Raw genomic sequence first — 25,419 nt, forward strand, 5'->3', positions numbered from 1 at the left:
CACATTCCAATTATTTTGCGTATTTGAGGGCATTCCAAGCCAAAACGAGCCATCCAGCTATCATGAATGCTCCACCAATTGGGGTAATTGCCCCTAAAATTCGCGGTAATCCAAGCGCCATGATATAGAGTGAGCCACAGAAGAATAAAATACCGATCTGAATCAATATGAACGGCAATTTAATGGGGAACGTAATGATGACTTTGCTTAAAATACCAAGTGCTAGAAGACCTAAAGCATGGTAGAAAAAATAGTCGGTTGCAGTATGCCACCAAACAAGTTGCTCAGGACTCGCATGAGCTTTAAGACCATGTGCTCCAAAAGCACCCAACATGACTGCAAAGGCAAGATTAAGGGCTGAAATGGCAATCCACATAACAAAAAACGCAAATGAATAATGAAGGGCAACGTTATCATAGATTGGGTTGGCTAAACATAGCCAGATAAAACAAAAGGGCTAATCGCCCTTTTATTTTTAAACTTATTTTAGCTTGCAGACATGGCAATTTTAATTTTTTCCATTGCATTCTTTTCAAGCTGGCGAATACGTTCTGCTGATACATTATATTCGGCCGCTAATTCGTGGAGAGTAGACTTGTCATCATCTAACCAGCGACGTTGTAAAATGTTGCGCGAACGGTCATCTAACTGATCCATTGCATCATGTAGGGCAGATGTACTTTGCTCTTCCCAGTCCTCATTTTCGACTAAACGAGCTGGATCGTAGCGGTTATCTTCAAGATACAATGCAGGTGCAGTATGTGGGGTGTCATCGTCGTCGTCGCCTTGAGCTTCGAAAGCAGCATCATAAGCGGTTAAACGACCTTCCATTTCCAGAACTTGTTCTGCAGTAACATTTAAGTCATTCGCAATCGATTGAGCTTCTTCGAGCGTTAATTTTTTACTCGATTTTTTTAAACTACGTAAATTGAAAAATAATTTACGCTGAGCTTTGGTCGTTGCAATTTTGACAATACGCCAGTTACGAATAACGTATTCGTGAATTTCTGCCTTAATCCAGTGGACGGCAAAAGATACAAGACGCACGCCCATATTTGGGTCGAAACGCTTCACGGCTTTCATTAAGCCTAAATTACCTTCTTGAATAAGGTCGCCTTGTGGTAGGCCATAACCTGCATAGCTGCGCGCAATGTGAACGACGAAACGTAAATGCGACATTACCAGCATTTTTGCGGCATCAAGATCTTGGTCATAATAATAACGATCAGCAAGTTCTTTTTCTTGCTCGGCCGTTAAAATAGGAATCTGATTGACAGTACTGATATATGCACCAAGGTTTACACCGGGCGCAGACAATGACAGGGGCATCAATTGATTGCTGCTGTCACTCATGATTTCTCCTTGTAGGATCGGATGGGATAACCAATAAATTCATCTTAATTTGAATCAGCTTCATAATTAAGGAAAATTGGGTAGAGAAATGTAAAATTTTATGCAATTTCTAATCTTTTAGTTTATCAAAGAATCATTGAGTTTCAATTAAATAGTGAAATTCTCTTTCGGATATATGTGTTGTCTGACACATAAAATGATGTAAACCACAGTAACGAGTTACATCTATTTCACTATGAGGGTCAGAAGATTTTAATAAGAATAGCTGTTTACCCGATACTTTTTTCAGTTCGCGTTTTAGCATTAATAACGGCATTGGACACGGTTGGCCCAAGGCATTAATTTCAATAAGTGCTGTAGTAGAAGAAGTGTTGGTCATTCATCATCAAAACAACTAAAAAGATTATTCTAACAAATTTTTTTATAAACGCTGCACATTTTATAAAAGAAGAAACAAGCAATTACCTATAAGAAATATTGTAATAAGCTGTTTAAAAAAAGGACTAAAAAATAGGGGGAATAATTGAAAAAAATTCTATTAATTGTCATAAACCCATGGTAAGCTCGAACCGTTTTAAGATTTACCGCACATTTAAATTGGTTTAAAAATCTTATAACAAATGGATGTAACCGGAAATTGTTGATAGTTTTACAGAATGATTACAAGCTTTAAGATTATAAATATTTTAAACACTTGTTTGCTCTGCTGTTTGCAACACCGGAAGGTCCTTTTTTCAACATCTGAGGATTGACTTATGACAGCTCGCGAACAAGGCGTAGTAAAGTGGTTTAACGACACTAAAGGTTTTGGCTTTATTCAACGTAACGGCGGTGACGATGTATTCGTTCATTTCCGTGCAATCGCTGGTGACGGCCACCGTTCTTTACGTGATGGTCAACGCGTAGAATTTAGTGTAGTACAAGGTCAAAAAGGTTTTCAAGCTGAAAATGTTCAGCCTTTAGACTAATTCATCATTTTTTGATGAATCATGGACGCTCCAATTTTTGAATTGGGGCGTTTTTGTTTATAATGATCTTCTCACTAGAGAGATTGTTTGTTAGAGCACGTATTTATGACATCTGGTTTTGAAACCTTGAATTTACATCCGCAACTTAAAAAGGCGATTGATGCTTTAGGGTTTAAGCAAATGACCCCGATTCAGCAAAAGGTTTTAAAATATACGTTGGGCGGGCATGATGCAATTGGTAGAGCGCAAACAGGAACAGGTAAAACTGCTGCTTTCCTGATTAGTGTCATTAATGACTTATTACATAACCCGATTCAAGGGCAGCGTTTTCGTGGTGAGCCACGTGCCTTGATTTTGGCGCCTACTCGTGAGTTGGCATTGCAAATTGAAAGCGATGCGAAATTACTCACAAAATTTTCAGATTTACACATCGTGACACTGTTAGGTGGCGTAGATTTTGATAAGCAAAAGAAACAGCTAGACGCTAATTTTGTCGATATCATGGTTGCCACTCCTGGGCGTCTAATTGATTTTGTAGAACAAAAAGAAGTTTGGCTCGATCAAATTGAATTTCTTGTCATTGATGAAGCTGACCGCTTATTGGACATGGGTTTTATTCCTTCTGTAAAACGTATTGTGCGTTTTTCCCCACGTAAAGAAGAACGTCAAACCCTCATGTTCTCGGCTACTTTTAGTTATGACGTGCTTAACTTGGCGAGACAATGGTTGTTTGAGCCAATCACTGTTGAAATTGAGCCTGAGCAAAAAACTAATAACGATGTTGAACAACGTGTTTATGTCGTGGCTAAACAAGATAAATATCGTCTGCTGCAAGATATTTTGCGTGAAGAACCTATCGATAAAGTGATGATTTTTGCGAATCGACGTGATCAAGTACGCCGTCTTTATGATCATTTAAAGAGAGATGGGTATCGGGTCGGGATGCTTTCAGGTGAAATTGCCCAAGATAAACGTTTAAAAATGTTAGACCAGTTTAAACAGGGTAAAAATAATATCATGATCGCAACGGATGTTGCAGGCCGTGGTATTCATGTTGATGGCGTATCTCATGTGATCAACTATACTTTACCAGAGCAATCAGATGATTATGTGCACCGCATTGGTCGTACAGGTCGTGCTGGGTCACAAGGTGTAAGTATTAGTTTCTTATCTGAAGATGATGCTTTTTACTTGCCAGAAATTGAAAAAGCAATTGGTAAGAAATTGCCATTAACCCGATTAGATGGTTATTGCTAATAAAAAAAATCCCAATCATCTGATTGGGATTTTTTTTGATTAATTAATTTTACAATAGAAAGTAAGGGTTGTTTGATAATCATCGTCTTTTGCTAGAGATGCATTTTTACCAGTCAAGGTGCCAATCACACCAGCAGCAGCTTCAACCATTTGACCTGTTTTCTCGCTTACTACATCTTTTAATACACCGTGGTATGTTGTTTTTTCATCTACCACAACAGGGCTGGTGCTTTTTGAACAAGTTTTTTGAGCGGCAGTAATCGCATTATTTTTTGCAATTAGATTTGTTTTACCAATGCCTGTAACTTCAAATTGATTATTTTCTTTTTGAACAGCCAATGTGTTTTTAGGGGTAGTGGCACAAGCACCTAGTAATAAAACAACACTGCTCAACGCACTCGCTAAAATTATTTTTTTCATGTTTCACCTAATATCGTTAATCGTCAAAAGATCTCACTATTTGAACACAAGTTTTCTAATTGATTTTGAAGACGTTGTATAAGTTTTGATGTTTTGTCTTAGAAAAATGTCAAAGCGTGAACTCGTTATTTTTATGTTCTAGATACAATGGTGGATTATATGTAGATTATGCTAATCTATTTTGAATTTTTTGAGTTAGATCAATATTAATGACGGATTCAGCAACACAGATAATTCATCAAAATATTCACCAACGTCAATCTATTGGTCAATTGATTGAGCCTGCACCAAATGCAGATCAATTAGAGTTGGCTTTTCAAGCTGCTTTAACTGCTCCTGACCATCATAGACTTAAACCAACACGTTTTGTCGTTATCGAAGCTGAAAAACGTGCTGCATTTGGTGAGGTTTTAGCAAAAGCATTGGCCGATTTGGGTGAAACTGATTCAGCACAGCTTGAGCGGGTTAAGCAACATCCTTTCCGCGCACCTTTACTCATTTTAGCGCTTACACAATTGCAAGATCATCCTAAGGTTCCGCATTTTGAACAGATTTTAAGTACTGGAGCTGCCGTACAAAACCTTTTATTGTCTTTACAAGTTCAAGGTTTTTCTACGATGTGGCGTAGTGGTGCTGTTGTTGAGTCAAATTGGTTAAAACAGCATCTAGGATTGCAACCACATGATTTGATTTCAGGTATTATTTATGTGGGCACGGCAGCTAAAGCGATTGCACCACGTGCAGATATTGAAAGTAAAGAATTCGTAAAAGTTTGGCAGGCATAAAAGTCTGTAGAAGTAAGAAATAGGATAATAAAGCATGACTGAATTTAAGTTTACAGATTTAGTGGAACCTGTTGCGGTCGATAAAAAAACGGCATTACGTATTACTGTTTTAGGTGGAGGCAGCTTTGGTACGGCTATGGCGAATTTAGCTGCACGTAATGGTTGTGACACCATGATCTGGATTCGTGATGCCGAAACAGCAGAAGAAATCAATAAAACGCATATTAATAAACGTTATTTGCCAGACTTTGTTTTAGAGTCCTCATTGCGCGCTGTGTCTGACCTGGAACAAGCAGTGTGTGATCGAGATATTATTTTGGTGGCAATTCCTAGTCATTCATTTCGTGATGTATTAAAACAAATTGCGCCTTTTATTACTGCACAAGCGGTTGTCTCTCTAACGAAGGGCGTCGAGGCTAAAACTTTTAGCTTCATGAGCGATATTATTCGTGAAGAATTGCCAGAAGTTCCTTATGGTGTGTTATCTGGACCAAATCTCGCTAAGGAGATTATGGCAGGTATGCCATCTGGTACTGTTATTGCCAGTGATTCTGAACTCGTTCGTTATGCTGTGCAGCATGCTCTTCATAGTGCTTTATTCCGAGTCTTCGGTAGTGATGATGTGCATGGCGTTGAACTGGGTGGGGCACTTAAAAATATTTACGCCGTTGCAATGGGAATTGGAGCTGCTTACAAGATTGGTGAAAACACCAAGAGTATGATTTTAACGCGTGCTTTGGCTGAAATGAGTCGTTTTGCAGTTAAACAAGGTGCAAACCCATTAACGTTCTTAGGTTTATCTGGTGTTGGTGATTTATTTGCAACCTGTAATAGCCCTTTAAGCCGCAATTATCAGATTGGTTATGCTTTGGGTTCAGGTAAAACACTTGATCAGGCGAGTAAAGAGTTGGGGCAAACTGCTGAAGGAATTAATACGATTGTTCAGGTACGCGGTAAAGCAGAAGAACTAGACGTATATATGCCTATTACCAATGCTTTATATGAAGTTATCTTTGAAGGGGCGCCTCCTTTAAATATTGCCTTATCTCTTATGAAAAATGGACACCGTAGTGATGTTGAGTTTGTTTTACCTCATCATGAAGTCTGAAGAATAAATGTCATAAATTACGGTTATAATGCAAGAATTATTGACAAGGAATATTTATGCAACTGACATTAGTTCGTCATGGGGAAGCCGCTCCTCCAGTGAATGGTAATGACACTAAACGTCCACTGACCGCTCGTGGACATGCTCAAGCTGAGCAGACAGCAACATTTTTAAAAGATATTGTTAAGCCTGATATTTTTGTAGTTAGTCCTTTATTACGTGCTCAAGAGACATTGGCGCATATTCAAGCTTATTTTAAAGATGTTCCTGTGCTGTTGTGCGATAAAATTAAACCAGATGATAATGCGAAAGAAGCAGTGGAGTGGTTGTCTCAGATTCCTTATGAGTCAATTGTAGTCGTGTGCCATATGAATGTAGTAGGGCATATTGCCGAACTACTGACACATGAGAACTTTAATCCATTTGCACTTGCCGAAGCTCGAGTTTACGATCAGGCTGTTATTGCAACTGGTTTATCAACACAAAAAAATAGTTTTATACCCACAATATAATTAAAAGGTCATTTAGCTCATTATGCTGTATTTATGGATGCCTGAAACCAATGGAATATGGCATTGGTCTAACGGAGAAAACTGGTTGCAGGCAGCAAGTCTTGATCAATTAATTCAAGACTTGCAATTACATCAAGGAAAAGAAGCTGTCATCTTTTTCCCTAGTCGTCATGCTCAGGTACTCCAGCAGCACATGGCAAAGTCTCATTACAAGCAACTAGGGGCAGATGGTGTTAAATATTTGCTTGAAGAATTTGTAACTTTACCTATTGATCATATGAAAGTAGTTCATCATTTTCATGCTGATCAATTAACCGTATTGGGTGTGGCAAAAACAACAGTGGAAACATGGCAACATGCAATGGCTTTGCTGCCTATTAAACTCGTTGCTTTATTGCCAGACTTTCTGATTTTACCGGAACCTCAAGAGCAGCAAGTGGTCGTATGTAATATTGACCAGAAATTACTTGTGCGTGAAAGTAAATGGGTGGGTAATTCACTAGATGATTTAGCCTTGTTTTTAGAGTTCCAGCCAGTTGAAACACACTACCAATATAGTGGTTTGACCTCAGAGCAGCTCGAAAGCCTGATGGCAGCATCAAGTGCTGAGCAGCGTTCAGAATTTATTTATCAATTTCAGGCTTTAGATAAACCTAAACAGCATCCTTTTAATGTTCTACCTAAAGCTAAAGGGCAAGAACAAGCTGTTTCTGGTTATTGGAAAGCATGCGCTGCAATTGTTTTAGCAATTATAGTGGTTCAGTTTAGCTATGATTTGTTGCGATGGGTAAAGTTAAAAAGTGTGGCTAATCAAACCTCTGAGCAGACAATTGAGCAATATAAACATTGGTTTGGTCCTTCCAGTCGTGTAAATGAGCAAAATATAAAAAGCCAATTTGAAAGTCATTTACGCATGAGTAAGCAAGGTGATACACAAGCGCTTTCTTTATTAAGCCGTGTTGGTCCTATTTTAATGCAAAGACAAATTTTAGCTCAGCAATTAAATTATGATGCTTCAACACTATCTATGGCATTAAAAGCAAAGTCGGCAGACGATTTGCAAGCTTTAACTCAGCAACTTAACCAGCAGGGATTCAAAGCTGAGTTAGGTAATGTTCAAGCCAATGGTGGTGGGGCAATTGGGGTGGTGAAAATACAATAATGAAAATGATAACTCAATTGCAAAACCGCTTTGATCAGTGGGTTGAGCAGATCGTTCAATATTTAGACCGTTTAACTCTGCGTGAGCGGGTGATGGTGGTCTTTACTACAATTTTTGTTGTGGTTGCCATTGTGGGGGCTTCTCTCTGGAAAATCCATTCCTTGGCAGAGCAACAACAACAACGGTTAAATGATTTAAAAGATTTGATGGTATGGATGCAGAGTAATGCCGTTACCATGAAGCCAGCGAATGAGCTCGAATTAGGCCAATCGGAAAAAATACAACGATTAGCTCAGCAACAAGGCTTAACGGTTACTTCTCAACAAAATGGCGAGCAGTTACAAATTATTGTTACTCATCAGAATTACGCAATTTTAGCGAACTTTTTAACCCAGCTTGCACAAATGGGCTTAAGTATTCAAAAGATGGAAATGGTTTCAAGTGACGGACAGATTAAATTAACAGCGACGGTTCAATAACATATTAAAATATGGTGTTCTTAAGCATGGTGTTTTGTGCTACCTGTGCCTATAATATGCCTACCTAAAATCAGTAGACTGTGATTGGTATGTTATATTCACTTGCTCGCCCGATGTTGTTTAGTTTAGCACCAGAGCGTGCCCATGAATTAACATTATCTATGCTTGATAAAGCACATAAGTTCGGCTTGCTACGCCAGAGCGTAGAATCAAAACCAACAACTTGTATGGGAATTGAATTTCCAAATCCGGTAGGTTTGGCGGCTGGGCTTGATAAAAATGGCGCACATATTGATTCTTTAGCTGGACTGGGGTTCGGTTTTATTGAAATTGGAACAATTACACCTCGTCCTCAGTCGGGTAATCCGCAGCCGCGATTGTTTCGTATTCCTGAGGCGAAAGCCATTATTAACCGTATGGGTTTTAATAATGATGGTGTTGATAAACTTGTTGAAAATGTCAAAGCTTCAAAATTTAAAGGAATTCTAGGTATCAATATTGGTAAGAATGCAGATACGCCTGTAGAAAAGGCTGTTGATGATTACCTGATTTGCCTTGAGAAAGTCTATAACTACGCATCTTATATTACCGTTAATATCTCATCTCCAAATACTAAGAACTTAAGAAGTTTACAAAGCGGTGATGCATTAACTGAATTATTGCAAACATTAAAAGAAAGACAACTTGAGCTTGCCGAGCAATATAATCATTATGTTCCTTTAGTTTTAAAAGTTGCACCTGATTTAACAGCAGAAGATGTTGAGTTTATTGCAGCGCAATTATTGCAATTTAAAATTGATGGTTTAATCGTTACCAATACGACTTTATCTAGAGAGGGTGTAGAAAATCTTCCTTATGGTAATGAGTCGGGTGGTTTGTCAGGTGCGCCTGTTTTTGAAAAAAGTACCGAATGCTTACGCTTATTTGCCCAAACGTTAAAAGGACAAATCCCACTCATTGGCGTGGGTGGAATTTTGTCGGGTGAACAAGCAGCAGTCAAACAGCAAGCTGGTGCAACACTAGTACAGATCTATAGTGGACTGATTTATACCGGTCCTATATTAGTAAAACAATGTGTTGCAGCTATGACCTAAGTGAATATGAACACAATTGATATCATTATTCTCATACTTTTGCTCATTGGGGGGCTAAACGGTTTGCGACAAGGATTTATTAAAGCCTTTGCGAACTTGGTAGGATGGATCATTGCATTAATTATAGGTGCAAAATATGCTGTCCTCCTTGCGCCGTCCATGTCGGGTTTAAGTCATGATCCGGTTGTTCAAAAAATTGCAGCTTTCGCATTTATAGCACTTATGATCATTGTTTTAACATGGATCGTCACTGCATTTTTAAATGGCCTCTTGAAAAGTTTGAAATTGGGGCCATTAAATCGTTTAGCAGGTGGTGCTTTTGGTTCCTTAAAAGGCTTGTTGGTTGTGTTGATTACAATGCAGGGCGTAGGGCCTTGGGTTGAAAATTCAGCAAACTGGAAACAGTCCATACTTATACAATTTTTACTGCCTTATGCGCCTTTAGCGACTGAGTTGTCTAAAGATGCAGCAAGTGAGGCATTTCATCAAATAACATCTGGAGGTAGTGCATCAAGCACCCCTTCAAAAACAATGGACGAATCGGAAAATTTAGAAAATCGATCCGACCATTCGACAAAGAATCCTTTTTATTAATTCCTAGCTTGTCTGCGAGGTTGCTATGTGTGGAGTTGTTGGTATAGCCGGTAAATCGCCAGTGAACCAAATGTTGTTTGATGCTTTAACGATGTTGCAACATCGTGGGCAAGATGCAGCTGGAATAGTAACCTGCCATGAAGGCCGTCTTTTCCTTCGTAAGGATAACGGCATGGTGCGTGATGTTTTTCATACTCGTCATATGAGAGCATTACTTGGTAATTATGGTATTGGCCATGTACGTTACCCAACTGCTGGTTCTGCTAGCAGTGCTGAAGCACAACCATTTTATGTGAACTCACCTTACGGTATTACGCTTGCGCATAATGGTAATTTAACCAATGCCGAAGATATTCATGATGATCTGTTTAAAACAGATTTACGTCATATGAACACGGACTCTGACTCAGAAGTTCTTTTGAACGTATTCGCACATGAGTTGCAGAAGAACGGTACTTTAAACCCTACACCAGATGATATTTTCCACACAGTTACTCGTGTACACGAGCGCTGTCTAGGTGCATATGGCGTAGTGGCGATGATTACTGGTCACGGTTTAGTTGGTTTCCGCGATCCAAACGGTATTCGCCCACTGATCTATGGTTCACGTATGACTGAACAAGGTGAGATGGAATATATTATCGCTTCTGAATCAGTTGCTATTACAGCTCTTGGTTTCAAAATTGAGCGTGACATTGAACCAGGTGAAGCAATTTTTATCACTGCTGATGGTGAATTGTACTCAAGACAATGTGCAGCTCATCCAAAATACCGTCCATGTATTTTTGAATATGTTTATTTTGCGCGTCCTGATGCCATTATTGACGGAATTTCAGTTTATAAAGCTCGTTTGAAAATGGGCGAAAAGCTTGCTCATAAAATTTTACGTGACTGGGGCGAAGACCACGATATTGATGTGGTTATTCCAATTCCAGATACGAGCCGTACTTCAGCATTAGAACTTGCAAATATTCTAGGTGTGAAGTTCCGTGAAGGTTTTATGAAAAACCGTTACATCGGTCGTACCTTCATTATGCCAGGTCAGCAACAACGAAAAAAATCAGTACGCCAGAAATTAAACCCTGTAGAACTTGAGTTTAAAGGTAAGAATGTTTTACTGGTTGATGACTCAATTGTTCGTGGTACAACCTGTAACGAAATCATCCAGATGGCACGTGATTCTGGTGCGAAAAAAGTATACTTTGCTTCAGCTGCGCCTCAGGTTATGTATCCAAACGTTTATGGTATTGATATGCCTGCTAAAACTGAGCTAATTGCTTCAGAACGCAGTGTAGAAGAGATTCAGGAAATTATTGGTGCGGATCGTTTGGTTTTCCAAGAGTTGGAAGATTTGAAAAATGCTGTACGTACTAGCAAAGTACCTGATCTAACTGAGTTTGATTGCTCTGTATTTGATGGAATCTATGTCACAGGCGATATTGATGGTGCCTATCTAGATAATTTGGAGCAGAAGCGTAATGATTCTGCTAAAAAGAAAAAAGATGGTTACATTGATGTTAATGTTGACGCAGCTTCTGTTGATTTAACCGGCATTAAAGAAGAATAGAAATAGCTGAAAAAAGCGGGTGTTTCCCGCTTTTTTCTTTTATGATGAAAACTAACAATGTAATTGGGAATATTTACATTGAAAGAAGTAAGCCACTATCTAATCGAAAATAAGAATATGGCATGGTCCATCACTATGTGTTTGGTTGCTGTGTTGCTTACCATTTTTATCTTAAATTTAATTTTAGGTTTACTCGTCCATTTTTTTGATTATAGCCAGCCCATTTGGTGGCACACTTTAAGTCCTTATTTTGTCGCGCTATTACTTTTTATTATGGTTTGGTCGGTAGTTACTGAGCTTTATATATTACGTAAAGGTGGACATTCTTTAGCAAAACAACTTAAAGCACGCCGTTTGGTAAAAGAAGAAAGTACTCCTGAAGAACTTGAAGCATTAAAAATTACTGAATATTTAGCGCAAAATTTTTCACTTAAAGTACCAACTTTATATGTTTTACCTGATGAAGTAGGTGTGAATGCGCTTACAGCAGGTTTTCACCCTAAAGATATTGTGATTATTTTGACGTGGGGTGCTCTACAAAATCTAGATAAACTTGAACTGTATGGTTTATTGGGCCATGAGTTTAACCAGATTTTATCGGGTGAAGCTGTTGAGAATACTAAATTAAAGATTTTATATAGTGGACTAACAACGTTTAGTCAGTGGGGCAGTAAATTAGCAAAACAAGGTTTTAAACGCTATAGCCCGGGTTATAAACATAAATTTGAAACCGTGTTTGTTGCGGTGGGTGGCGTCATTTGGTTGGCTGGAAGCCTAGGCGTACTGATTACTCGATTTATTAAATATTTAACCTTAAGTGGTCGTACATTTCGTAATGACCAAAAAACGGTACGATTATTAAAAAATAGTGCCAATACTCAGACTTTGCTGCGTATTTATGTCCACCATTCTGGTTCACAAATTCATAGTGCTTATTCTGAGTCAATTGCGCATATGTGTTTTGCTAACTCTCTTAGCCCACAAAGCTGGATGAATATTCACCCGAGCATTCGTGCGCGGATTTATGAATTAAACCCAAGTTTGCTACAAGATTTACAATTAGAAAACTTAAAAAAACTCCGTAATCGTCCGTTATTTAGTTTATTTCATTTTTTAGAGGAATCTGAGAAAGAAATTTATGTACCGTGGTCATCTCCACAGCCTCTGCCATTATTAAGATTGTCACCGATTAGTTTTGCATTAAATGATGCTATTAAACCTCTTAGTAGTGATGTCCGTCGAAATAAAAAGCGTCCTGAGCTCATTCAGCGTGCGCTACAAACTGCTACGGGTTCACGTGAGGTAATGGTCGCTATTTTGATGATTCGTCAATATCGAGAATTTATTCCTAAAGATGCACCAGTTAGCCATGCCATTATTGATGCCTTATTAAATCTTGATGGTCGTATTCATATTCAGATATTTCATGATGCTTGTAAAAACATTGGACATATGCCAGCAAGCATTGCACGGCAATTTCTAACAAAACTAGCGCTCATTATTCAAGAAGATGGCGAAATTGGTTTGCTAGATGCACTTTTGTTGGAGCGGGTTAAATATGAATTGAATTTGATGCCGTTACATTTGCCAACAGCACTTGAAGAAGTCAAACCTCAAATTGTTCGTTTGATTGATGCTTTGCTTCATGTTCAGCAAATTAATAGTCCAAATCAGTTAGAAGTACGTGAACGTATTTTGCGTTCGCTACTCAATCCAGATGAAATGTATGTCTATGATGAGATTTCAGATGAGCCTTTGGATTTGGCCGAAATTTTAAATGATATTGCGGGATTATTATTGCGTGACCGTCTTAGTATTCTGGCGATTGCAGAAATGTGCTTATGGAGCGATCGTATTATCACGCAAGATGAATTAGATGTACTTGAACTGCTTTATTGGCGTTTTGGCTTTGAGACAGAAGAAATTGTTGATCAAATGCAAAAAAGAAATAGTCTTATGATTATTTAAAAGACATCTACGATTATAAAAACAGCTGAACGAAATAAAACACTGAAAAAAAAACTGAAGCCCGTTAGAATGTAGATTGAGTAGAGGTATTGATTCAAACATGATTGGGCAGCAAAGAAATATACTGGCAACTTTAGGAATTGATTTATGGGTTCCTAAGACACAGGTGTGCCAAAAAAATAATGCTCAAAGCCTTTGGCGAGATCATGTGGTTGAAGAACCTGAACCGATTATATTGCCTTCTGTAGAACCCATAGTTGTTGAGCAGCCCACAAAGCCACAAATCAACGATATTCCAAAAGTTGAACCTAAAATTGTGGCACCAGTTTCAATACCGGTTCCACCCGTTATCGTGCCTCACAATGAGGTACAAGCCCCTATCATTAAGATTGCAGCATTTGAGTTGCAAGCTTTTTCTCTTGAAAAATGTGTTATTTTTTTAGATGTTACCAATTTAAATAAAGAAGAAAAACAGCTTTGGAGTAACATACAAAAAGCAAAAATAGGGCAATATGCTGAATTAAAATGGCCTTTTCCTTTAGCTACTTATCAAGATCAGCGGGGTGCGGGTTCATATATACAAGGCTTTTTAGATGCTGTCGCAGCAGAGAAGAAGATATTGTGCCTTGGTGACTGTTCTTATATTCAACACGCCAATATTATTCATTTGGCAAGTTTAAAAGAAATGCTGGAGAAACCACTCCTTAAAAAAAGGTTATGGAAATTAATGCAAGATAACAACGAGTAGTAGGGATTTACATGAAAAAAGTTGTAGTTTTTAGTCAAATTGATGAAGAAATTTTGTCTCGATTACAACAGGATTATCATGTTGTAGTTCTTAACCCTAAATTGGGTGATATTAATGAACAAATACGACAGCACGTTGTAGATGCTGATGGAATGATTGGTGCAGGCCGGTTACTGAATGAACATAACCTTGCGCCAGCTCAAAAACTAAAAATTATTTCATCTGTAACGGTGGGCTATGACAATTATGATCTGGCTTATTTAAATCAAAGAAAAATCTGGTTAGCGAATACACCACATGTTTTAACGGAAACAACAGCTGATCTTGCTTTTACATTATTACTAAGTGCTGCTAGAAAAGTTCCTTTTCTTGATCATTGGACTAAACAAGGTGAATGGAAAAGAACTGTAGGACCTCAGCAGTTCGGTTTAGATGTTTTTGGAAAGACATTGGGTATTATTGGACTTGGTAATATTGGTGCTGCAATTGCACGTCGTGGTTTTTATGGATTTAACATGAATATTGTTTACCATAATCGTCGTGAAAAGCCTGAATTAGCTGAACCATTAAATGCTAAATATCTTAGTTTAGATCAATTACTACAGCAGTCTGATTTTGTAGTAACCGCAGTTGATTTAAATAATGAATCGAAAGCCTTAATGGGTAAAGCTCAGTTTGAGCTTATGCAAAAACATGCTATTTTTATTAATATTGCGCGTGGTTCAGTCGTTGATGAGCAAGCTTTAATTGAAGCTTTGCAGCAAAATCAGATCTTTGCCGCTGGCTTAGATGTGTATGAAAAAGAACCTTTACAAGATTCAGAACTTTTTAAATTACCCAACGTAGTCACGTTACCTCATGTAGGTTCAGCTACTGCTGAAACCCGTAAAAAAATGGCGAATCTTGCCTATAAAAATTTGGTTGAAGCTTTAGAAGACAAAACACCTAGATATCTGGTAAACCAAAATTTTATATAAGTGATGAATAACACTTCATTGCAAAACTAGTCGATTTCGAGTGATATAGTAAAAGTCTATTGATTGAAAATCTTTTTTAGAGTTTACATCAGTAGACTTTTTTATGGTTTGATTTTAATAGAGAAAAACTTTTGAGATTTTTGCCAGTTATTTTAAGTGCGACTTTTATAGCAAATGCTGCGTATGCACAGTCTTTCGACCCTCAATCATCTGCAAATCAGGTGGAAATTCCAAATATTGGAAGTGGGATAGGCTTGCTTGATCAACAAAAAGACTTATGGATTGCGGAAAAAGCATATAGAGAAATTCATAAACAATTACCCGTTATGAATGATTTTTGGTTGCAAGACCAACTAGATGGTTTGTTCTCGAGAACTTCCCAAGCTGCTAAACTTGAAAATGTAGTAGGTGCTATATTGGTTAGGGATAAGCAAATTAATGCATTTGCAGTTCAGGGGGGGATATTTGTTCTTAACTCAGGCCTAATTCAAGCAGTAACATCTCAAGATGAGTTGGCAAGTGTGATTTCGCACGAAGTTGCACATGTGACTTTAAAACATCATATAAGGACAAAAGAGCAATTTAAAGGACAGGCGATGCTTGCTTTGGCGGGTATTTTAATTGGATCAGCAGTATTAGCAGAAACTAAACAAGAAGAAGTTGGTCAATTTATTATTTTTGGAACACAAGCTGCGACTATAAATAATCAACTAAAATATAGTCGGGAGCAAGAAAGTGAAGCGGATCGTATAGGAATGAATTACCTTGCATCGGCTGGATACAATCCTTTAAGTATGGCTGATTTTTTTGAGATATTATTACGTTCGCAGCCCAAAGCGAGTATTTTTCCTGAGTTTTGGTTAACACATCCTTTAACTGAGAAGCGTGTTAGTGAAGCTTATTTACGCGCTAATCAACTTCCAAAGGTGAAATCAAAAATTTTTGATCTCGATTTCGAGATATTAAAATTATATACACTAGTGATTTCAGACCAAACAACAGAAATTCAATTACAGACTTTAGCTAATCAAAAAAATACAGCAGCACAACTTGCGCTTAGTAAGTTTTATTTACAGCATGGCGATTATAATTTAGCTCAGATAAATCTAGATTTAGTAAAAGCAAAATTGAAATATCATGTGTTAGTTCCACTTATTCAAACAGATATTTATCTAGGGCAAAACAAGCTTGATCAAGCCTATTCTTCAATTGCTTCTACACAAATGACTATGCCTGAAAATAGAGCTTTTAGTTATAAATTGGCTGAAGTTTTGCTACGGCAAGGTAAATCTGCACAAGTTCAAACGCTTGTTCAACGATTTATTAATAAAAACCCAAGAGATATACAAGGTTGGCAATTTTTACAGCAAGCTGCTAATTTGGACAAGGCAGGATCGTTAAGGGCAGTCAACGTTTTGCGCTATCGAGCAGAAGCTGAATATTGGTCGGGGAGTGAAGAAAATGCAATTAAATCGATGTTGCATGCTCAGCGATTAGCAAAAGACAATCAAGCCATGTCGGCTAGAATAGACAGTAGATTAAAGCAAATGCAAGATGAGCTAAGAATGAAAATTTGAAGATAAATCTTTCAAAATTTTCAGATATGCAAATATTCGCAAACTAAAAGGAATTTGGTTTGAAGGAATATAAAATTTAAGAGAAGAAATTAAGCTAATTTAGCTTTAATTTTTGCTGAAACGATAGAAGGATCGGCACGCCCGGCTATGATCGGACGTAGAGAATTCATCACCTTACCCATATCTTTCATGCTAGTTGCTTCTTGAGCAGAAATCGTTTGCTCAATGAGAGAATCAAGCTCTTCCTCAGTCATAGCTTCTGGTAGAAACTGGGATAAAATCTCAGCTTCGGCTTGTTCTTTACTAGCTAAATCATCACGACCAGCACCTTCAAAGGCTTTGATCGATTCTTTACGTTGTTTAATTTGCTTTTCAATGACCGCAAGAACCTGAGCGTCGCCAAGCTCTATGCGTTCATCGACTTCGATTTGCTTAATTGCTGCTTGTAGACTACGCAAAACCGTCACTGTTGCCATATCTTTGGCACGCATAGAAGTTTTTAATGCATCAGTAATTTGGTTTTTTAAAGTAGTCATAATTCAGCAGTCAATCACAAATTAATTAGTAAAGGCGAGTAGTACGTACAGATTCGCGAGCCAATTTCTTTTGGTAGCGTTTAACTGCAGCAGCTTTTTTGCGCTTACGTTCTTGAGTTGGTTTTTCGTAGAATTCGCGTTTACGAACGTCAGCTAAAACACCAGCTTTTTCGCATGAACGTTTGAAACGACGGATAGCTACGTCAACTGGTTCGCCTTCTTTCAACTTAACTTGTGGCATGTAAAATCCTCTAGATTATGGATAAGATCAAGCACACTATTGTGCCGGATCACAAGTGAAGGTCAGTATTTTACTCATTTACAACTCATATCACAAGTCTATAATAGCGATTGCAATATTTTGACTCATATAAAAGGCAGTTTTGATGATTGTTTTAGGCTTGGAAACTTCTTGTGATGAAACAGGGTTGGCACTTTATGATAGCGAACTCGGCTTGCGGGGACAGGTTCTTTATAGCCAGATTAAACTTCATGCCGAATATGGTGGAGTAGTACCTGAACTTGCTTCTCGGGACCATGTTCGTAAATTAATTCCTTTAATGAATCAATTGCTTGACCAAAGCGGAATAAAAAAGCAAGAGATTGATGCGATTGCTTATACGCGTGGTCCTGGCTTAATGGGAGCTTTAATGACAGGGGCTTTATTTGGAAGAACTTTAGCTTTTTCTTTAAATAAACCTGCCATTGGTGTTCACCATATGGAGGGGCACATGTTGGCACCTCTGCTCTCAAGTCAACCACCAGAATTTCCATTTGTTGCTTTATTAGTTTCAGGTGGGCATACCCAATTAATGGCAGCCCACGGTATTGGTCAATATGAGCTTTTAGGTGAATCTATTGATGATGCAGCTGGAGAAGCCTTTGATAAAGTTGCAAAAATGATGAGTTTGCCATACCCAGGTGGTCCTAATATTGCGAAATTGGCTTTAACTGGTAATCCTTTAGCGTTTGAATTTCCGCGACCAATGCTTCACCAAGGTTTAGATTTTTCTTTTAGTGGTTTAAAAACAGCTGTTTCTGTTCAATTGAAAAAATTGAATGGTGAAAATCGAGACGCAGACATTGCAGCTTCATTCCAAGAAGCAATTGTAGATACCTTGGTAAAAAAATCAGTAAAAGCTTTAAAGCAAACTGGACTTAAGCGTCTAGTTATTGCTGGTGGAGTCAGCGCAAATTTACGATTACGTGAACAGTTGGAAACTTCATTAGCTAAAATTAAGGCACAAGTTTATTACGCAGAACCTGCTCTCTGTACTGATAATGGGGCAATGATTGCTTTTGCTGGTTATCAGCGCTTAAAAGCAGGCCAACATGATGGTTTGGCTGTAACCACAACACCACGTTGGCCAATGACTGAGTTGTCTATTCCTGAGTAAAACTATTCGTCTTCAAAGGTCTGTTGGTTTTCGACATCAATGTATTCGATATAGCCACGGCCTTGAACTTCATTACCGAAATAATTACCGGTAAATATATAACTACTTGCATAACCTCGCCCATGACCGTATCGGAGTGGGCAGTCAATTTTTGCCTGAATGTTTAAAATTATTTGTTTCGCTTCATTTCGAGCAATCCACGAAAAGTATTTCGGAAGTCGCATCTTTTGTCCAGTCGGTGAGATGTAATCATCAACTTGGTGAGAAATAATATCAAAACTGACATCTGTATAAACTTCTGCGGGTCGATCAAGATATCTAATATGCAGGGTATAAGCTGCCGTCTGTCCCGCTATATCTGCTTTGGTAAGAAGAAGTTGAGTGGTCTCATTTAAATTGATAATTTGATAAGTAAAAAAATCAAGCGGCAGTTTATAAGCATCAGGAATAAGTTTATTTGCGATGGAATGAGCACCAACTGCTCGAGCATATTCATAAGTGCAGAGTCCCTCACTTTCAATACGTTCTGCTTGGTAGGTTAAGAAGCCTTTGAACTTTGCTAATAAACTAAAATGATCATAAATCGGTGTTTTTATAAACCATGAAACATGTGAGGTGACATTAATATCAAAGTCGAAATCAAGTCCCTCATAGTGTCCATTAATATGAATTTGTGGGAATTTTTCTTGAATTGAAATTTCTTGACCTAGTTCGATTAAGCTTCCGTCTTTATTAATTTTTGTATCTTCAGGAATGATGTAAGCCTTAAGCAAAGCTTGATCAACTGCGGCTGTACTTGAAAAGAGTGTAGCTGTTTTTCGAGGATTTCCATGAATTATGTCATCATGATCAAATGCAAGAGCACCGGGTGTGCCTAATAAAATCATAATATTTAAATAGCGATGCGGCTCAGGCAAAAGTGGAAAAAAGATGCCGTAATGTGTCCAGCTATAATATTTTTCATCAACTCGGGGCTGGATGATATGAGACTGAGAAAAAGGAAGAGTTGAGTATTTTTCTGCTTTATCTATAACACCTTGCGCGAGCAATAAGCTTTGACCTAAAACTTTGCTGCCTATAGAAATTTTGGGCAATTGTTTTTTCATATATAAACCTAAATCAGGATAGGACTATCTTTGTTTTAGGTTATGAAAAACAACTGTCAAAACTAAGCGGTTTTCAGGCCAAAGCTAAGGCTTTGCGGGACATTTTGTTTAATTGTTAGACAGCTCTTTTAAGCCATTTAAACCAATCCAGTGCTTAGAAAACTGATAAGCAGCGCGTCCTGAACGTTGACCACGCATTTGGCACCAACGCAAACTTTCAGCACGAACTTCGTCATTAAAAGCCATGTTTGCTTTATGAATATAATGCTCTACGATTTCTAAATATAGACTCTGGTCCATTGGGTAAAAAGATAACCACAAACCAAAACGGTCTGATAAAGAGATCTTTTCTTCAATCGCTTCTTGTGGGTGTAATTCAGTATATTGTGGAACGTCGACTCTAGTTACAGGTGTATTCTCATGCATGAATTCTGGCAATAAATGGCGACGGTTACTGGTTGCATAAATAATAAAATTACTTGAACCAGACTGTAAGGAACCATCCAATACACTTTTTAAACTACGGTAATTTTCATCTTCAGCATTAAAAGCTAAGTCATCACAATACACGATGTATTTTTCAGGTCGGTTTTGAATGAGTTTTTGAACTTTAGGTAAATCTGCCAAGTCATCACGCTCAATTTCAATTAAACGTAATCCTTGAAGAGCATACTCAGTCAATAAAGCACGAACAATTGATGACTTTCCTGTACCACGTGAGCCAGTTAAAAGTACATCATTTGCGGGTAGGCCATTTAAAAATTGCAAAGTATTTTGAATGATTTTTTCTTTTTGACGTTCAATGCCTTTTAGGTCATCAAGATAAATATTTTTGGGTGTATAGATGGCTTTAAGTTGCTGATTTTCCCATCTAAAAGCAGGTGCATTAAAATCTGTCTCTTGTTTAGCTTCAGGTAAGACCTGCTGTAACTGATTTAATACGAGTGATAATGTTTGAACTAAATTATCTGGTAAATCAATGGTAGCCATGGTAAGTCAATCATGTTAAACAGTAATTTACTAGGATACTAACACCGAAATTAACAGGCTGACAAAAAAGTTGTTGTCTCTACAGTTTATCGGTTTTGCAATTGATTGAAATCTTCAGACCGCGCATAGTGTTGTTATGTCTATTCAGTAAAATCATCTGTGAAGATGAGGACGAAATATGTTTGAAAAAATACGCAGTGATATGAATCCGCATCAGGCCTACCGTATCAAAAAATTACAACGTCAATTAGACATGGCTGAATCTTATGAAGAGTGGAAATCTTTTGCACTAAAACTAGATGAAGAAACAGGTGTGCAAGAGTGGAAATTTGACAATAGTTCGCCTTACTTCGATGCAGAGCTCATTTCTTATAGATACACTTTACTGAAAAGATATCGTCAGCAACATCGAACGCTTGATCTTATTTATTTACTCAAGGAAGGTCTAACCTACGATATTGCAAATATTGGTCACCCTATGCTGTTTGCTGCAACGCATGTGGGAACAAAAAAGTTAATTGAAGATTATATTGAAGAAGTTAGCCAAAGCTTGGCCTATATTGCTTCAAGTGAATGTATTACTTTCCAAAGAAAAGAAAAAATTGAGTTTTTTGAAAATTGTGAAAAAGCATATGGACAACCAGCCCTTATGTTCTCGGGTGGTGCGACTTTAGGTCTTTTTCACACAGGTGTATGTAAAGCTTTAATTGAACAGGACTTAATGCCTAAAGTGCTCTCTGGCTCAAGTGCGGGGGCAATTATGACAGGCATGCTCGGAACCTCTGCCAGTGAAGATGTTCAAAATTTATTAAATGGAGAACAATTCTTTAGTGATGCTTTTCATTTTAGAAAACTTCGTGAACTCATCAAGGGAAATGGTGGAATTGCCGATGTACATTATTTGAAAAAATTCCTTGTTGAAAATTTGGGCGATCTCACGTTTGAAGAGGCTTTCAAAAAATCTGGTTTAAACATTAATGTGGCAGTTGCTCCTTATGATGCAACAGAAAACCCGCGAATCATGAATGCCATTATGACGCCTAATGTTTTAGTGTGGAGTGCGGTGTTGGCTTCATGTGCTGTACCTGTGCTATTTCCACCCGTGCGTTTAACCAGCAAACGTTATGACGGTGAACACACACCTTATATGGCAAATACAAAATGGGTAGATGGCAGTGTAAGAAATGATTTTCCGCAAGAAAGAATGGCGCGGCTTTATAATTTAAATTACACCATCGCCAGTCAGGTTAATCCACATATTGTTCCATTTATGCAAAATGATGCAGACCGCTTTCGCAAAGATGTTTTAAGTTGGCCAGAACGTATTTTAAGACGTCAAGGCAAAGTGCTATCAATGGGACTTATGGACTTTACGCGTCAAAGACTTGGTTCTATTTCTCCGATTAGGAGATTGCTCGATCATGGCTATGGTGTAATGGGGCAGCGTTATTATGGCGATGTTAATATTATTGCTAAATATGGCTTGAGTCACTATACCTATACTTTGCAAAACCCACGTCCACATTTGTTTAAACGCTTACAGCGAGAAGGGGAGCGTGCGACTTGGCCAAAAATTTCTTCGATTGAAACCCATGCTCGTATTGGCAAGACGATTCAACATTGTTTAGAAGTTTTGCGTTTTGAAGAAAAGCAACAACAGCCAGAGTCTTACTATGCTGAAGCATGATTTTGCTTCGCATATAGAGAATTTAAAAAGTGTGACAAAACCTGCGAGTGCCGCTTTAGGGCGGTATTTATGGACATGCAGCATAGATAATAAAGACTATTGGTTAAAATGTCATTTACCTGAAACAGATGTCCAAAGTGAGCAGGATTTCATTCACGAACAATTATTTTACGAAGAAATTAATCATAAAAGACCTGCGTGGCTTTTACCTCATAAATTAATCGAATTAAGTAGTATTCCTCAAATAAACCATTCTTTAGGTAAGGTTTTAATTTTACCTAATACTGATTTGTGGTTTGGTTCATTGCCTCATGAAACTGATTTGACTGATGTATACCATGCAATTTGGTTCGCGTTAGATAAGCTCGCAGAACTCCATAGATTCGGTTGGATTCATGGAGATATTAAGAAAGAGCATTTTCGAAAGTTTGAGCAAAAACCTTACTTGATTGATTTTGAGAAAGCCCGACTTTTATCGAGTACAGATTTAAGAATGGATGCAACACCACGTTATATGGCACCTGAACTGTATCAAGGTCATCACAAGAGTGTACAAAGCGATTTATACGCTTTTGGTGTTGTTCTATATGAATGGTTAACTCAAACTCGCCTAGAAGCATGGAGTTACTATGATTGGGCAGTATTGCATTGCCAAAACTTAACCATTCAATTACCTAAACAATTTATGATTTTTTATCCATTACTTTCGGGTTTATTGCAAAAAAAACAACAAAATCGATTCTCAAATGCTGCTGAAGCGATAAATTGTTTAAAAGCAGTTTCAATCTGATAAAAATCATTGGTCTAGTTTCTGTATACAAATTACACGGTCAGTTTTTTTTAGAAAAAAAACACTTGTCACTGTTAGATCTTATCGCTAATATACACAGCCATCGGGGGCGTGGCGAAATTGGTAGACGCACTGGATTTAGGTTCCAGCGCCGCAAGGTGTAAGAGTTCGAGTCTCTTCGCCCCCACCACTTTAAGTTAAACTTAAAGTTTAATGTAGATGTTAAGTCATCTATATTTTGGAAGAGGATTGGTGTAATGGTAGCATGACGGTCTCCAAAACCGTTCGTCAAGGTTCGAGTCCTTGATCCTCTGCCACATTTATTTTAAATAAATGTCCCAGATGGGGGCGTGGCGAAATTGGTAGACGCACTGGATTTAGGTTCCAGCGCCGCAAGGTGTAAGAGTTCGAGTCTCTTCGCCCCCACCACTAAAAGAAGCAAGACGATGTTCTTGCTTTTTTTATGATTAAATTATTAATTGTTTAATCATAAATATAGAGGATTGGTGTAATGGTAGCATGACGGTCTCCAAAACCGTTCGTCAAGGTTCGAGTCCTTGATCCTCTGCCAATGATTTAAAAAAGAAGCTCCTCTTTAGGAGTTTTTTTATTGCCTGAATTTTTTAAAGCTCAAATTATTTCATCTCTTTGTTTATATTTTATCCTGTCATTTGATTAAGTTATAACCATTCATTCTTCTGCTCACTGATATTTTATCTAATCAGATGTAAGTTGTTGGTTAAGTAGGGAATATACTAAGTTTTTAGTTGTCTTGTTAAGTTATTGTTTTTCGGTTTTTTATTATAATTTATAAAATTTTTTTCATAAAAAGCTTGAATAGAAATTTATTTCAGGTATCATGCTCTTAACTAGAAAAAAGTCTTGTTAGTAAATCTTCTTTAAAGTATCGTAGTTTTAGTCATAATCCTTCGTTTTTTAAGATCTTAACTCAATTTGTTATTCTTTTTTCAAAGTTATGTTAGTGTCATTGTTAAATGATGCTAAAATATTAGAAATCAGTAGGATATATCATGTCTAATACAGTAAGCGGTACAGTAAAATGGTTTAACGAAACTAAAGGTTTCGGTTTCATTCAACAAGACAACGGTCCAGATGTGTTTGCTCACTTCAAAGAGATCTCTGGTTCAGGTTTCAAAACTTTGCACGAAGGTCAACGTGTAACGTTTACCGTTACTCAAGGGCAAAAAGGCCCAAATGCTGTAAATATTATTCCACAATAATATTTCAGTAAGAAAAAAAGCACTATTTAGTGCTTTTTTTTATTTTAGTCTTAAAAGAAATTCTATTTTCGTTTAAGCGCTATAAAAGCCCTCTATAAGAGGGCTTTTTGTTTTTATATCTAATCGTTTGTAAGTCTAATAAGTTTTCGTACTCACTCATTGGTTGTTTGTATAAAGCATAGATTTAATGTAGATGTGAAATATAAATTATCAGGAATAGATATGTGTTAGATTGAAAAATCTTTAGATAAGAAATTTTATATTTCACGGAATTGTTAATGAACGTTCGACTGTGTTATGCCAGCCAACGAAATGAAAAAAATGAAGATTTATTGCAAGATTTACGTGATATCCTAACAGAAGCTAGAAATTTCAACGATTTGAATCAAATTTGTGGTGTGCTCTATTATGCTGATAATTCTTTCTTTCAATGCCTAGAAGGTGAACAAGAGTTAGTTGAGCGATTATTTGAAAAAATTAAAAATGATCAAAGACATTACAATGTTAAATGGCTATGTACATATTCCATTGAAAAGAACTCTTTTCAGCGTTGGTCAATGAAATATGTACAGCGTAATACAAATATTGAATCTTTCTTTTTAAGTATGGGGGAAACTAGTTTTAATCCCATTCGTCTTGATGAGCAAAATTTAAAAATTTTCTTAAATGAATTATCAATTGCTGAGCAAAGCAAAATTCATACAGTTAAGAAAGTAGGTATGGTTAAGCGTGGGGTGAACCCTTTTTAACCATCACATCAATATGGATGGTCTTGAGTTTAGGAATTATGTTAGTCATAACAAGATAGACAATGACTGAACTTGCGAGCATCCATATCACTTCTAAGCTTTGGCTAATCACAAACATTGCCCAGTAAAAAAAGCTAAATAAGGCAAGACATAGTCCGCTACCTTTGAAATACCAAGTGATAAATATTCCAAAAAGTGCCGAAGAGAGAAGAAGGTTAGTCGTCTCGTTCATTCCTAGGTGGTTAAAGAAAATAATCAGTAAGCATAAAGCTAACATTGATAGTAAATATACAAATATATTTTTTGCAATAAACATTTTCTATACCCTATCTGATGATTAAAAAAATATCTTTC

28 protein-coding genes and 4 tRNA genes are annotated in these 25,419 nt (G+C 37.4%); 23 read left to right on the plus strand and 9 right to left on the minus strand.

What is annotated here, in order from left to right:
• Window positions 1-10: 10 nt before the first annotated feature.
• From WA249_RS14590 to WA249_RS14600, 3 genes are all read right to left on the minus strand, one after another.
• Window positions 11-376, minus strand: coding sequence for a DUF423 domain-containing protein (locus tag WA249_RS14590; protein ID WP_016137575.1), 366 nt, complete (start codon window positions 374-376; stop codon window positions 11-13).
• A gap of 110 nt (window positions 377-486) precedes the next feature.
• Window positions 487-1,353 (minus strand): RNA polymerase sigma factor RpoH, encoded by an 867-nt coding sequence (gene rpoH, locus WA249_RS14595; RefSeq protein WP_336169742.1) that lies wholly within the window; start codon window positions 1,351-1,353, stop codon window positions 487-489.
• A 133-nt stretch (window positions 1,354-1,486) separates the two neighbouring features.
• A complete protein-coding gene (locus tag WA249_RS14600; RefSeq protein WP_004643450.1) occupies window positions 1,487-1,732 on the minus strand; it encodes a sulfurtransferase TusA family protein in 246 nt (81 codons plus the stop codon).
• A 376-nt stretch (window positions 1,733-2,108) separates the two neighbouring features.
• Here WA249_RS14600 and WA249_RS14605 point away from each other — a divergent pair, with 376 nt between their 5' ends.
• Both WA249_RS14605 and rhlB read left to right on the plus strand, forming a co-directional pair.
• Complete coding sequence (locus tag WA249_RS14605) at window positions 2,109-2,321, plus strand: cold-shock protein (protein ID WP_016137578.1); 213 nt, start codon at window positions 2,109-2,111, stop codon at window positions 2,319-2,321.
• Between the two features lie 105 nt (window positions 2,322-2,426).
• Entirely contained in the window at window positions 2,427-3,578 is a 1,152-nt protein-coding gene (rhlB, locus tag WA249_RS14610) for an ATP-dependent RNA helicase RhlB (RefSeq protein WP_336169745.1), read from the plus strand.
• Window positions 3,579-3,617: 39 nt separating this feature from the next.
• On the opposite strand, the gene WA249_RS14615 is transcribed toward rhlB, so the two are convergent.
• The gene (locus tag WA249_RS14615) at window positions 3,618-3,998 is read right to left on the minus strand and encodes a hypothetical protein (protein WP_336169747.1); all 381 of its coding nucleotides are present in this window, start codon (window positions 3,996-3,998) and stop codon (window positions 3,618-3,620) included.
• 209 nt (window positions 3,999-4,207) lie between these two features.
• On the opposite strand from WA249_RS14615, the gene WA249_RS14620 reads away from it, so the two are divergent.
• The 12 genes from WA249_RS14620 to WA249_RS14675 all read left to right on the plus strand — a co-directional run bounded on the left by WA249_RS14620 (window position 4,208) and on the right by WA249_RS14675 (window position 16,569).
• A complete protein-coding gene (locus tag WA249_RS14620; protein ID WP_016137580.1) occupies window positions 4,208-4,783 on the plus strand; it encodes a nitroreductase family protein in 576 nt (191 codons plus the stop codon).
• 34 nt (window positions 4,784-4,817) lie between these two features.
• Window positions 4,818-5,891 carry an NAD(P)H-dependent glycerol-3-phosphate dehydrogenase gene (locus tag WA249_RS14625; protein WP_336169749.1) on the plus strand — a complete coding sequence of 358 codons (1,074 nt, stop codon included), beginning with the start codon at window positions 4,818-4,820 and terminating at the stop codon, window positions 5,889-5,891.
• A gap of 56 nt (window positions 5,892-5,947) precedes the next feature.
• The gene (locus tag WA249_RS14630) at window positions 5,948-6,403 is read left to right on the plus strand and encodes a SixA phosphatase family protein (RefSeq protein WP_336169751.1); all 456 of its coding nucleotides are present in this window, start codon (window positions 5,948-5,950) and stop codon (window positions 6,401-6,403) included.
• A 22-nt stretch (window positions 6,404-6,425) separates the two neighbouring features.
• On the plus strand, window positions 6,426-7,565 hold the full coding sequence (gene gspL, locus WA249_RS14635; RefSeq protein WP_336169753.1) for a type II secretion system protein GspL: 1,140 nt from the start codon (window positions 6,426-6,428) through the stop codon (window positions 7,563-7,565).
• On the plus strand, window positions 7,565-8,044 hold the full coding sequence (gene gspM / locus WA249_RS14640; protein ID WP_336169755.1) for a type II secretion system protein GspM: 480 nt from the start codon (window positions 7,565-7,567) through the stop codon (window positions 8,042-8,044). Before gspL ends, gspM begins: the two co-directional genes overlap by 1 nt.
• Window positions 8,045-8,133: 89 nt before the next feature.
• The gene (locus tag WA249_RS14645) at window positions 8,134-9,138 is read left to right on the plus strand and encodes a quinone-dependent dihydroorotate dehydrogenase (protein WP_199990476.1); all 1,005 of its coding nucleotides are present in this window, start codon (window positions 8,134-8,136) and stop codon (window positions 9,136-9,138) included.
• A gap of 6 nt (window positions 9,139-9,144) precedes the next feature.
• Window positions 9,145-9,732 carry a CvpA family protein gene (locus WA249_RS14650; RefSeq protein WP_336169760.1) on the plus strand — a complete coding sequence of 196 codons (588 nt, stop codon included), beginning with the start codon at window positions 9,145-9,147 and terminating at the stop codon, window positions 9,730-9,732.
• A gap of 25 nt (window positions 9,733-9,757) precedes the next feature.
• Window positions 9,758-11,299: an amidophosphoribosyltransferase gene (gene purF / locus WA249_RS14655; RefSeq protein ID WP_336169761.1), complete on the plus strand. Its 1,542-nt coding sequence runs from the start codon at window positions 9,758-9,760 to the stop codon at window positions 11,297-11,299.
• 78 nt (window positions 11,300-11,377) lie between these two features.
• Window positions 11,378-13,267, plus strand: a complete 1,890-nt coding sequence (locus tag WA249_RS14660; RefSeq protein ID WP_336169763.1) for a M48 family metalloprotease — start codon at window positions 11,378-11,380, stop codon at window positions 13,265-13,267.
• A 100-nt stretch (window positions 13,268-13,367) separates the two neighbouring features.
• Window positions 13,368-14,015, plus strand: a complete 648-nt coding sequence (locus WA249_RS14665) for a hypothetical protein (RefSeq protein WP_336169765.1) — start codon at window positions 13,368-13,370, stop codon at window positions 14,013-14,015.
• An 11-nt stretch (window positions 14,016-14,026) separates the two neighbouring features.
• Window positions 14,027-14,992 (plus strand): 2-hydroxyacid dehydrogenase, encoded by a 966-nt coding sequence (locus WA249_RS14670; protein WP_336169767.1) that lies wholly within the window; start codon window positions 14,027-14,029, stop codon window positions 14,990-14,992.
• Between the two features lie 131 nt (window positions 14,993-15,123).
• Window positions 15,124-16,569, plus strand: a complete 1,446-nt coding sequence (locus WA249_RS14675; RefSeq protein WP_336169769.1) for a M48 family metalloprotease — start codon at window positions 15,124-15,126, stop codon at window positions 16,567-16,569.
• 89 nt (window positions 16,570-16,658) lie between these two features.
• Here WA249_RS14675 and WA249_RS14680 read toward each other — a convergent pair whose 3' ends face one another.
• Window positions 16,659-17,105 carry a GatB/YqeY domain-containing protein gene (locus tag WA249_RS14680; RefSeq protein ID WP_003650763.1) on the minus strand — a complete coding sequence of 149 codons (447 nt, stop codon included), beginning with the start codon at window positions 17,103-17,105 and terminating at the stop codon, window positions 16,659-16,661.
• A 25-nt stretch (window positions 17,106-17,130) separates the two neighbouring features.
• Complete coding sequence (rpsU, locus tag WA249_RS14685) at window positions 17,131-17,346, minus strand: 30S ribosomal protein S21 (protein WP_001136722.1); 216 nt, start codon at window positions 17,344-17,346, stop codon at window positions 17,131-17,133.
• A 145-nt stretch (window positions 17,347-17,491) separates the two neighbouring features.
• Between rpsU and tsaD the strand changes: the two genes are divergently transcribed.
• On the plus strand, window positions 17,492-18,502 hold the full coding sequence (tsaD, locus tag WA249_RS14690) for a tRNA (adenosine(37)-N6)-threonylcarbamoyltransferase complex transferase subunit TsaD (protein ID WP_336169772.1): 1,011 nt from the start codon (window positions 17,492-17,494) through the stop codon (window positions 18,500-18,502).
• A gap of 2 nt (window positions 18,503-18,504) precedes the next feature.
• Here tsaD and WA249_RS14695 read toward each other — a convergent pair whose 3' ends face one another.
• A complete protein-coding gene (locus tag WA249_RS14695; RefSeq protein WP_336169774.1) occupies window positions 18,505-19,608 on the minus strand; it encodes a DUF6670 family protein in 1,104 nt (367 codons plus the stop codon).
• A gap of 108 nt (window positions 19,609-19,716) precedes the next feature.
• Window positions 19,717-20,598 (minus strand): ATP-binding protein, encoded by an 882-nt coding sequence (locus WA249_RS14700; RefSeq protein WP_336169775.1) that lies wholly within the window; start codon window positions 20,596-20,598, stop codon window positions 19,717-19,719.
• Between the two features lie 178 nt (window positions 20,599-20,776).
• On the opposite strand from WA249_RS14700, the gene WA249_RS14705 reads away from it, so the two are divergent.
• From WA249_RS14705 to WA249_RS14740, 8 genes are all read left to right on the plus strand, one after another.
• Entirely contained in the window at window positions 20,777-22,285 is a 1,509-nt protein-coding gene (locus WA249_RS14705) for a DUF3336 domain-containing protein (protein ID WP_005306944.1), read from the plus strand.
• On the plus strand, window positions 22,272-23,075 hold the full coding sequence (locus WA249_RS14710; RefSeq protein ID WP_336169777.1) for a protein kinase domain-containing protein: 804 nt from the start codon (window positions 22,272-22,274) through the stop codon (window positions 23,073-23,075). Before WA249_RS14705 ends, WA249_RS14710 begins: the two co-directional genes overlap by 14 nt.
• Before the next feature lie 105 nt (window positions 23,076-23,180).
• Window positions 23,181-23,265 (plus strand) — tRNA-Leu (locus WA249_RS14715).
• 53 nt (window positions 23,266-23,318) lie between these two features.
• Window positions 23,319-23,392, plus strand: a tRNA-Trp gene (locus tag WA249_RS14720).
• Between the two features lie 27 nt (window positions 23,393-23,419).
• Window positions 23,420-23,504: transfer RNA gene (locus WA249_RS14725), tRNA-Leu, on the plus strand.
• Between the two features lie 68 nt (window positions 23,505-23,572).
• Window positions 23,573-23,646: transfer RNA gene (locus WA249_RS14730), tRNA-Trp, on the plus strand.
• A 460-nt stretch (window positions 23,647-24,106) separates the two neighbouring features.
• Window positions 24,107-24,316 (plus strand): cold-shock protein, encoded by a 210-nt coding sequence (locus tag WA249_RS14735; protein WP_003650775.1) that lies wholly within the window; start codon window positions 24,107-24,109, stop codon window positions 24,314-24,316.
• A 278-nt stretch (window positions 24,317-24,594) separates the two neighbouring features.
• Window positions 24,595-25,065, plus strand: coding sequence for an AnBLUF65 family BLUF photoreceptors (locus tag WA249_RS14740; protein ID WP_336169778.1), 471 nt, complete (start codon window positions 24,595-24,597; stop codon window positions 25,063-25,065).
• Here WA249_RS14740 and WA249_RS14745 read toward each other — a convergent pair.
• The gene (locus WA249_RS14745; RefSeq protein ID WP_336169780.1) at window positions 25,040-25,381 is read right to left on the minus strand and encodes a hypothetical protein; all 342 of its coding nucleotides are present in this window, start codon (window positions 25,379-25,381) and stop codon (window positions 25,040-25,042) included. The two genes, WA249_RS14740 and WA249_RS14745, sit on opposite strands and share 26 nt — an antisense overlap.
• Window positions 25,382-25,419 lie beyond the last annotated feature (38 nt).

The sequence above is a fragment of the Acinetobacter sp. 161(2023) genome, assembly GCF_037027805.1.
GTDB lineage: Bacteria > Pseudomonadota > Gammaproteobacteria > Pseudomonadales > Moraxellaceae > Acinetobacter.

What these genes read in the sequence shown, in the direction of transcription:
- WA249_RS14590 (WP_016137575.1), bottom strand. Translation starts at nt 376, where the DNA reads ATGTGGATTGCCATTTCAGCCCTTAATCTTGCCTTTGCAGTCATGTTG.
- rpoH (WP_336169742.1), bottom strand. Translation starts at nt 1,353, where the DNA reads ATGAGTGACAGCAGCAATCAATTGATGCCCCTGTCATTGTCTGCGCCC.
- WA249_RS14600 (WP_004643450.1), bottom strand. Translation starts at nt 1,732, where the DNA reads ATGACCAACACTTCTTCTACTACAGCACTTATTGAAATTAATGCCTTG.
- WA249_RS14605 (WP_016137578.1), top strand. Translation starts at nt 2,109, where the DNA reads ATGACAGCTCGCGAACAAGGCGTAGTAAAGTGGTTTAACGACACTAAA.
- rhlB (WP_336169745.1), top strand. Translation starts at nt 2,427, where the DNA reads ATGACATCTGGTTTTGAAACCTTGAATTTACATCCGCAACTTAAAAAG.
- WA249_RS14615 (WP_336169747.1), bottom strand. Translation starts at nt 3,998, where the DNA reads ATGAAAAAAATAATTTTAGCGAGTGCGTTGAGCAGTGTTGTTTTATTA.
- WA249_RS14620 (WP_016137580.1), top strand. Translation starts at nt 4,208, where the DNA reads ATGACGGATTCAGCAACACAGATAATTCATCAAAATATTCACCAACGT.
- WA249_RS14625 (WP_336169749.1), top strand. Translation starts at nt 4,818, where the DNA reads ATGACTGAATTTAAGTTTACAGATTTAGTGGAACCTGTTGCGGTCGAT.
- WA249_RS14630 (WP_336169751.1), top strand. Translation starts at nt 5,948, where the DNA reads ATGCAACTGACATTAGTTCGTCATGGGGAAGCCGCTCCTCCAGTGAAT.
- gspL (WP_336169753.1), top strand. Translation starts at nt 6,426, where the DNA reads ATGCTGTATTTATGGATGCCTGAAACCAATGGAATATGGCATTGGTCT.
- gspM (WP_336169755.1), top strand. Translation starts at nt 7,565, where the DNA reads ATGAAAATGATAACTCAATTGCAAAACCGCTTTGATCAGTGGGTTGAG.
- WA249_RS14645 (WP_199990476.1), top strand. Translation starts at nt 8,134, where the DNA reads ATGTTATATTCACTTGCTCGCCCGATGTTGTTTAGTTTAGCACCAGAG.
- WA249_RS14650 (WP_336169760.1), top strand. Translation starts at nt 9,145, where the DNA reads ATGAACACAATTGATATCATTATTCTCATACTTTTGCTCATTGGGGGG.
- purF (WP_336169761.1), top strand. Translation starts at nt 9,758, where the DNA reads ATGTGTGGAGTTGTTGGTATAGCCGGTAAATCGCCAGTGAACCAAATG.
- WA249_RS14665 (WP_336169765.1), top strand. Translation starts at nt 13,368, where the DNA reads ATGATTGGGCAGCAAAGAAATATACTGGCAACTTTAGGAATTGATTTA.
- WA249_RS14670 (WP_336169767.1), top strand. Translation starts at nt 14,027, where the DNA reads ATGAAAAAAGTTGTAGTTTTTAGTCAAATTGATGAAGAAATTTTGTCT.
- WA249_RS14680 (WP_003650763.1), bottom strand. Translation starts at nt 17,105, where the DNA reads ATGACTACTTTAAAAAACCAAATTACTGATGCATTAAAAACTTCTATG.
- rpsU (WP_001136722.1), bottom strand. Translation starts at nt 17,346, where the DNA reads ATGCCACAAGTTAAGTTGAAAGAAGGCGAACCAGTTGACGTAGCTATC.
- tsaD (WP_336169772.1), top strand. Translation starts at nt 17,492, where the DNA reads ATGATTGTTTTAGGCTTGGAAACTTCTTGTGATGAAACAGGGTTGGCA.
- WA249_RS14695 (WP_336169774.1), bottom strand. Translation starts at nt 19,608, where the DNA reads ATGAAAAAACAATTGCCCAAAATTTCTATAGGCAGCAAAGTTTTAGGT.
- WA249_RS14700 (WP_336169775.1), bottom strand. Translation starts at nt 20,598, where the DNA reads ATGGCTACCATTGATTTACCAGATAATTTAGTTCAAACATTATCACTC.
- WA249_RS14705 (WP_005306944.1), top strand. Translation starts at nt 20,777, where the DNA reads ATGTTTGAAAAAATACGCAGTGATATGAATCCGCATCAGGCCTACCGT.
- WA249_RS14710 (WP_336169777.1), top strand. Translation starts at nt 22,272, where the DNA reads ATGCTGAAGCATGATTTTGCTTCGCATATAGAGAATTTAAAAAGTGTG.
- WA249_RS14735 (WP_003650775.1), top strand. Translation starts at nt 24,107, where the DNA reads ATGTCTAATACAGTAAGCGGTACAGTAAAATGGTTTAACGAAACTAAA.
- WA249_RS14740 (WP_336169778.1), top strand. Translation starts at nt 24,595, where the DNA reads ATGAACGTTCGACTGTGTTATGCCAGCCAACGAAATGAAAAAAATGAA.
- WA249_RS14745 (WP_336169780.1), bottom strand. Translation starts at nt 25,381, where the DNA reads ATGTTTATTGCAAAAAATATATTTGTATATTTACTATCAATGTTAGCT.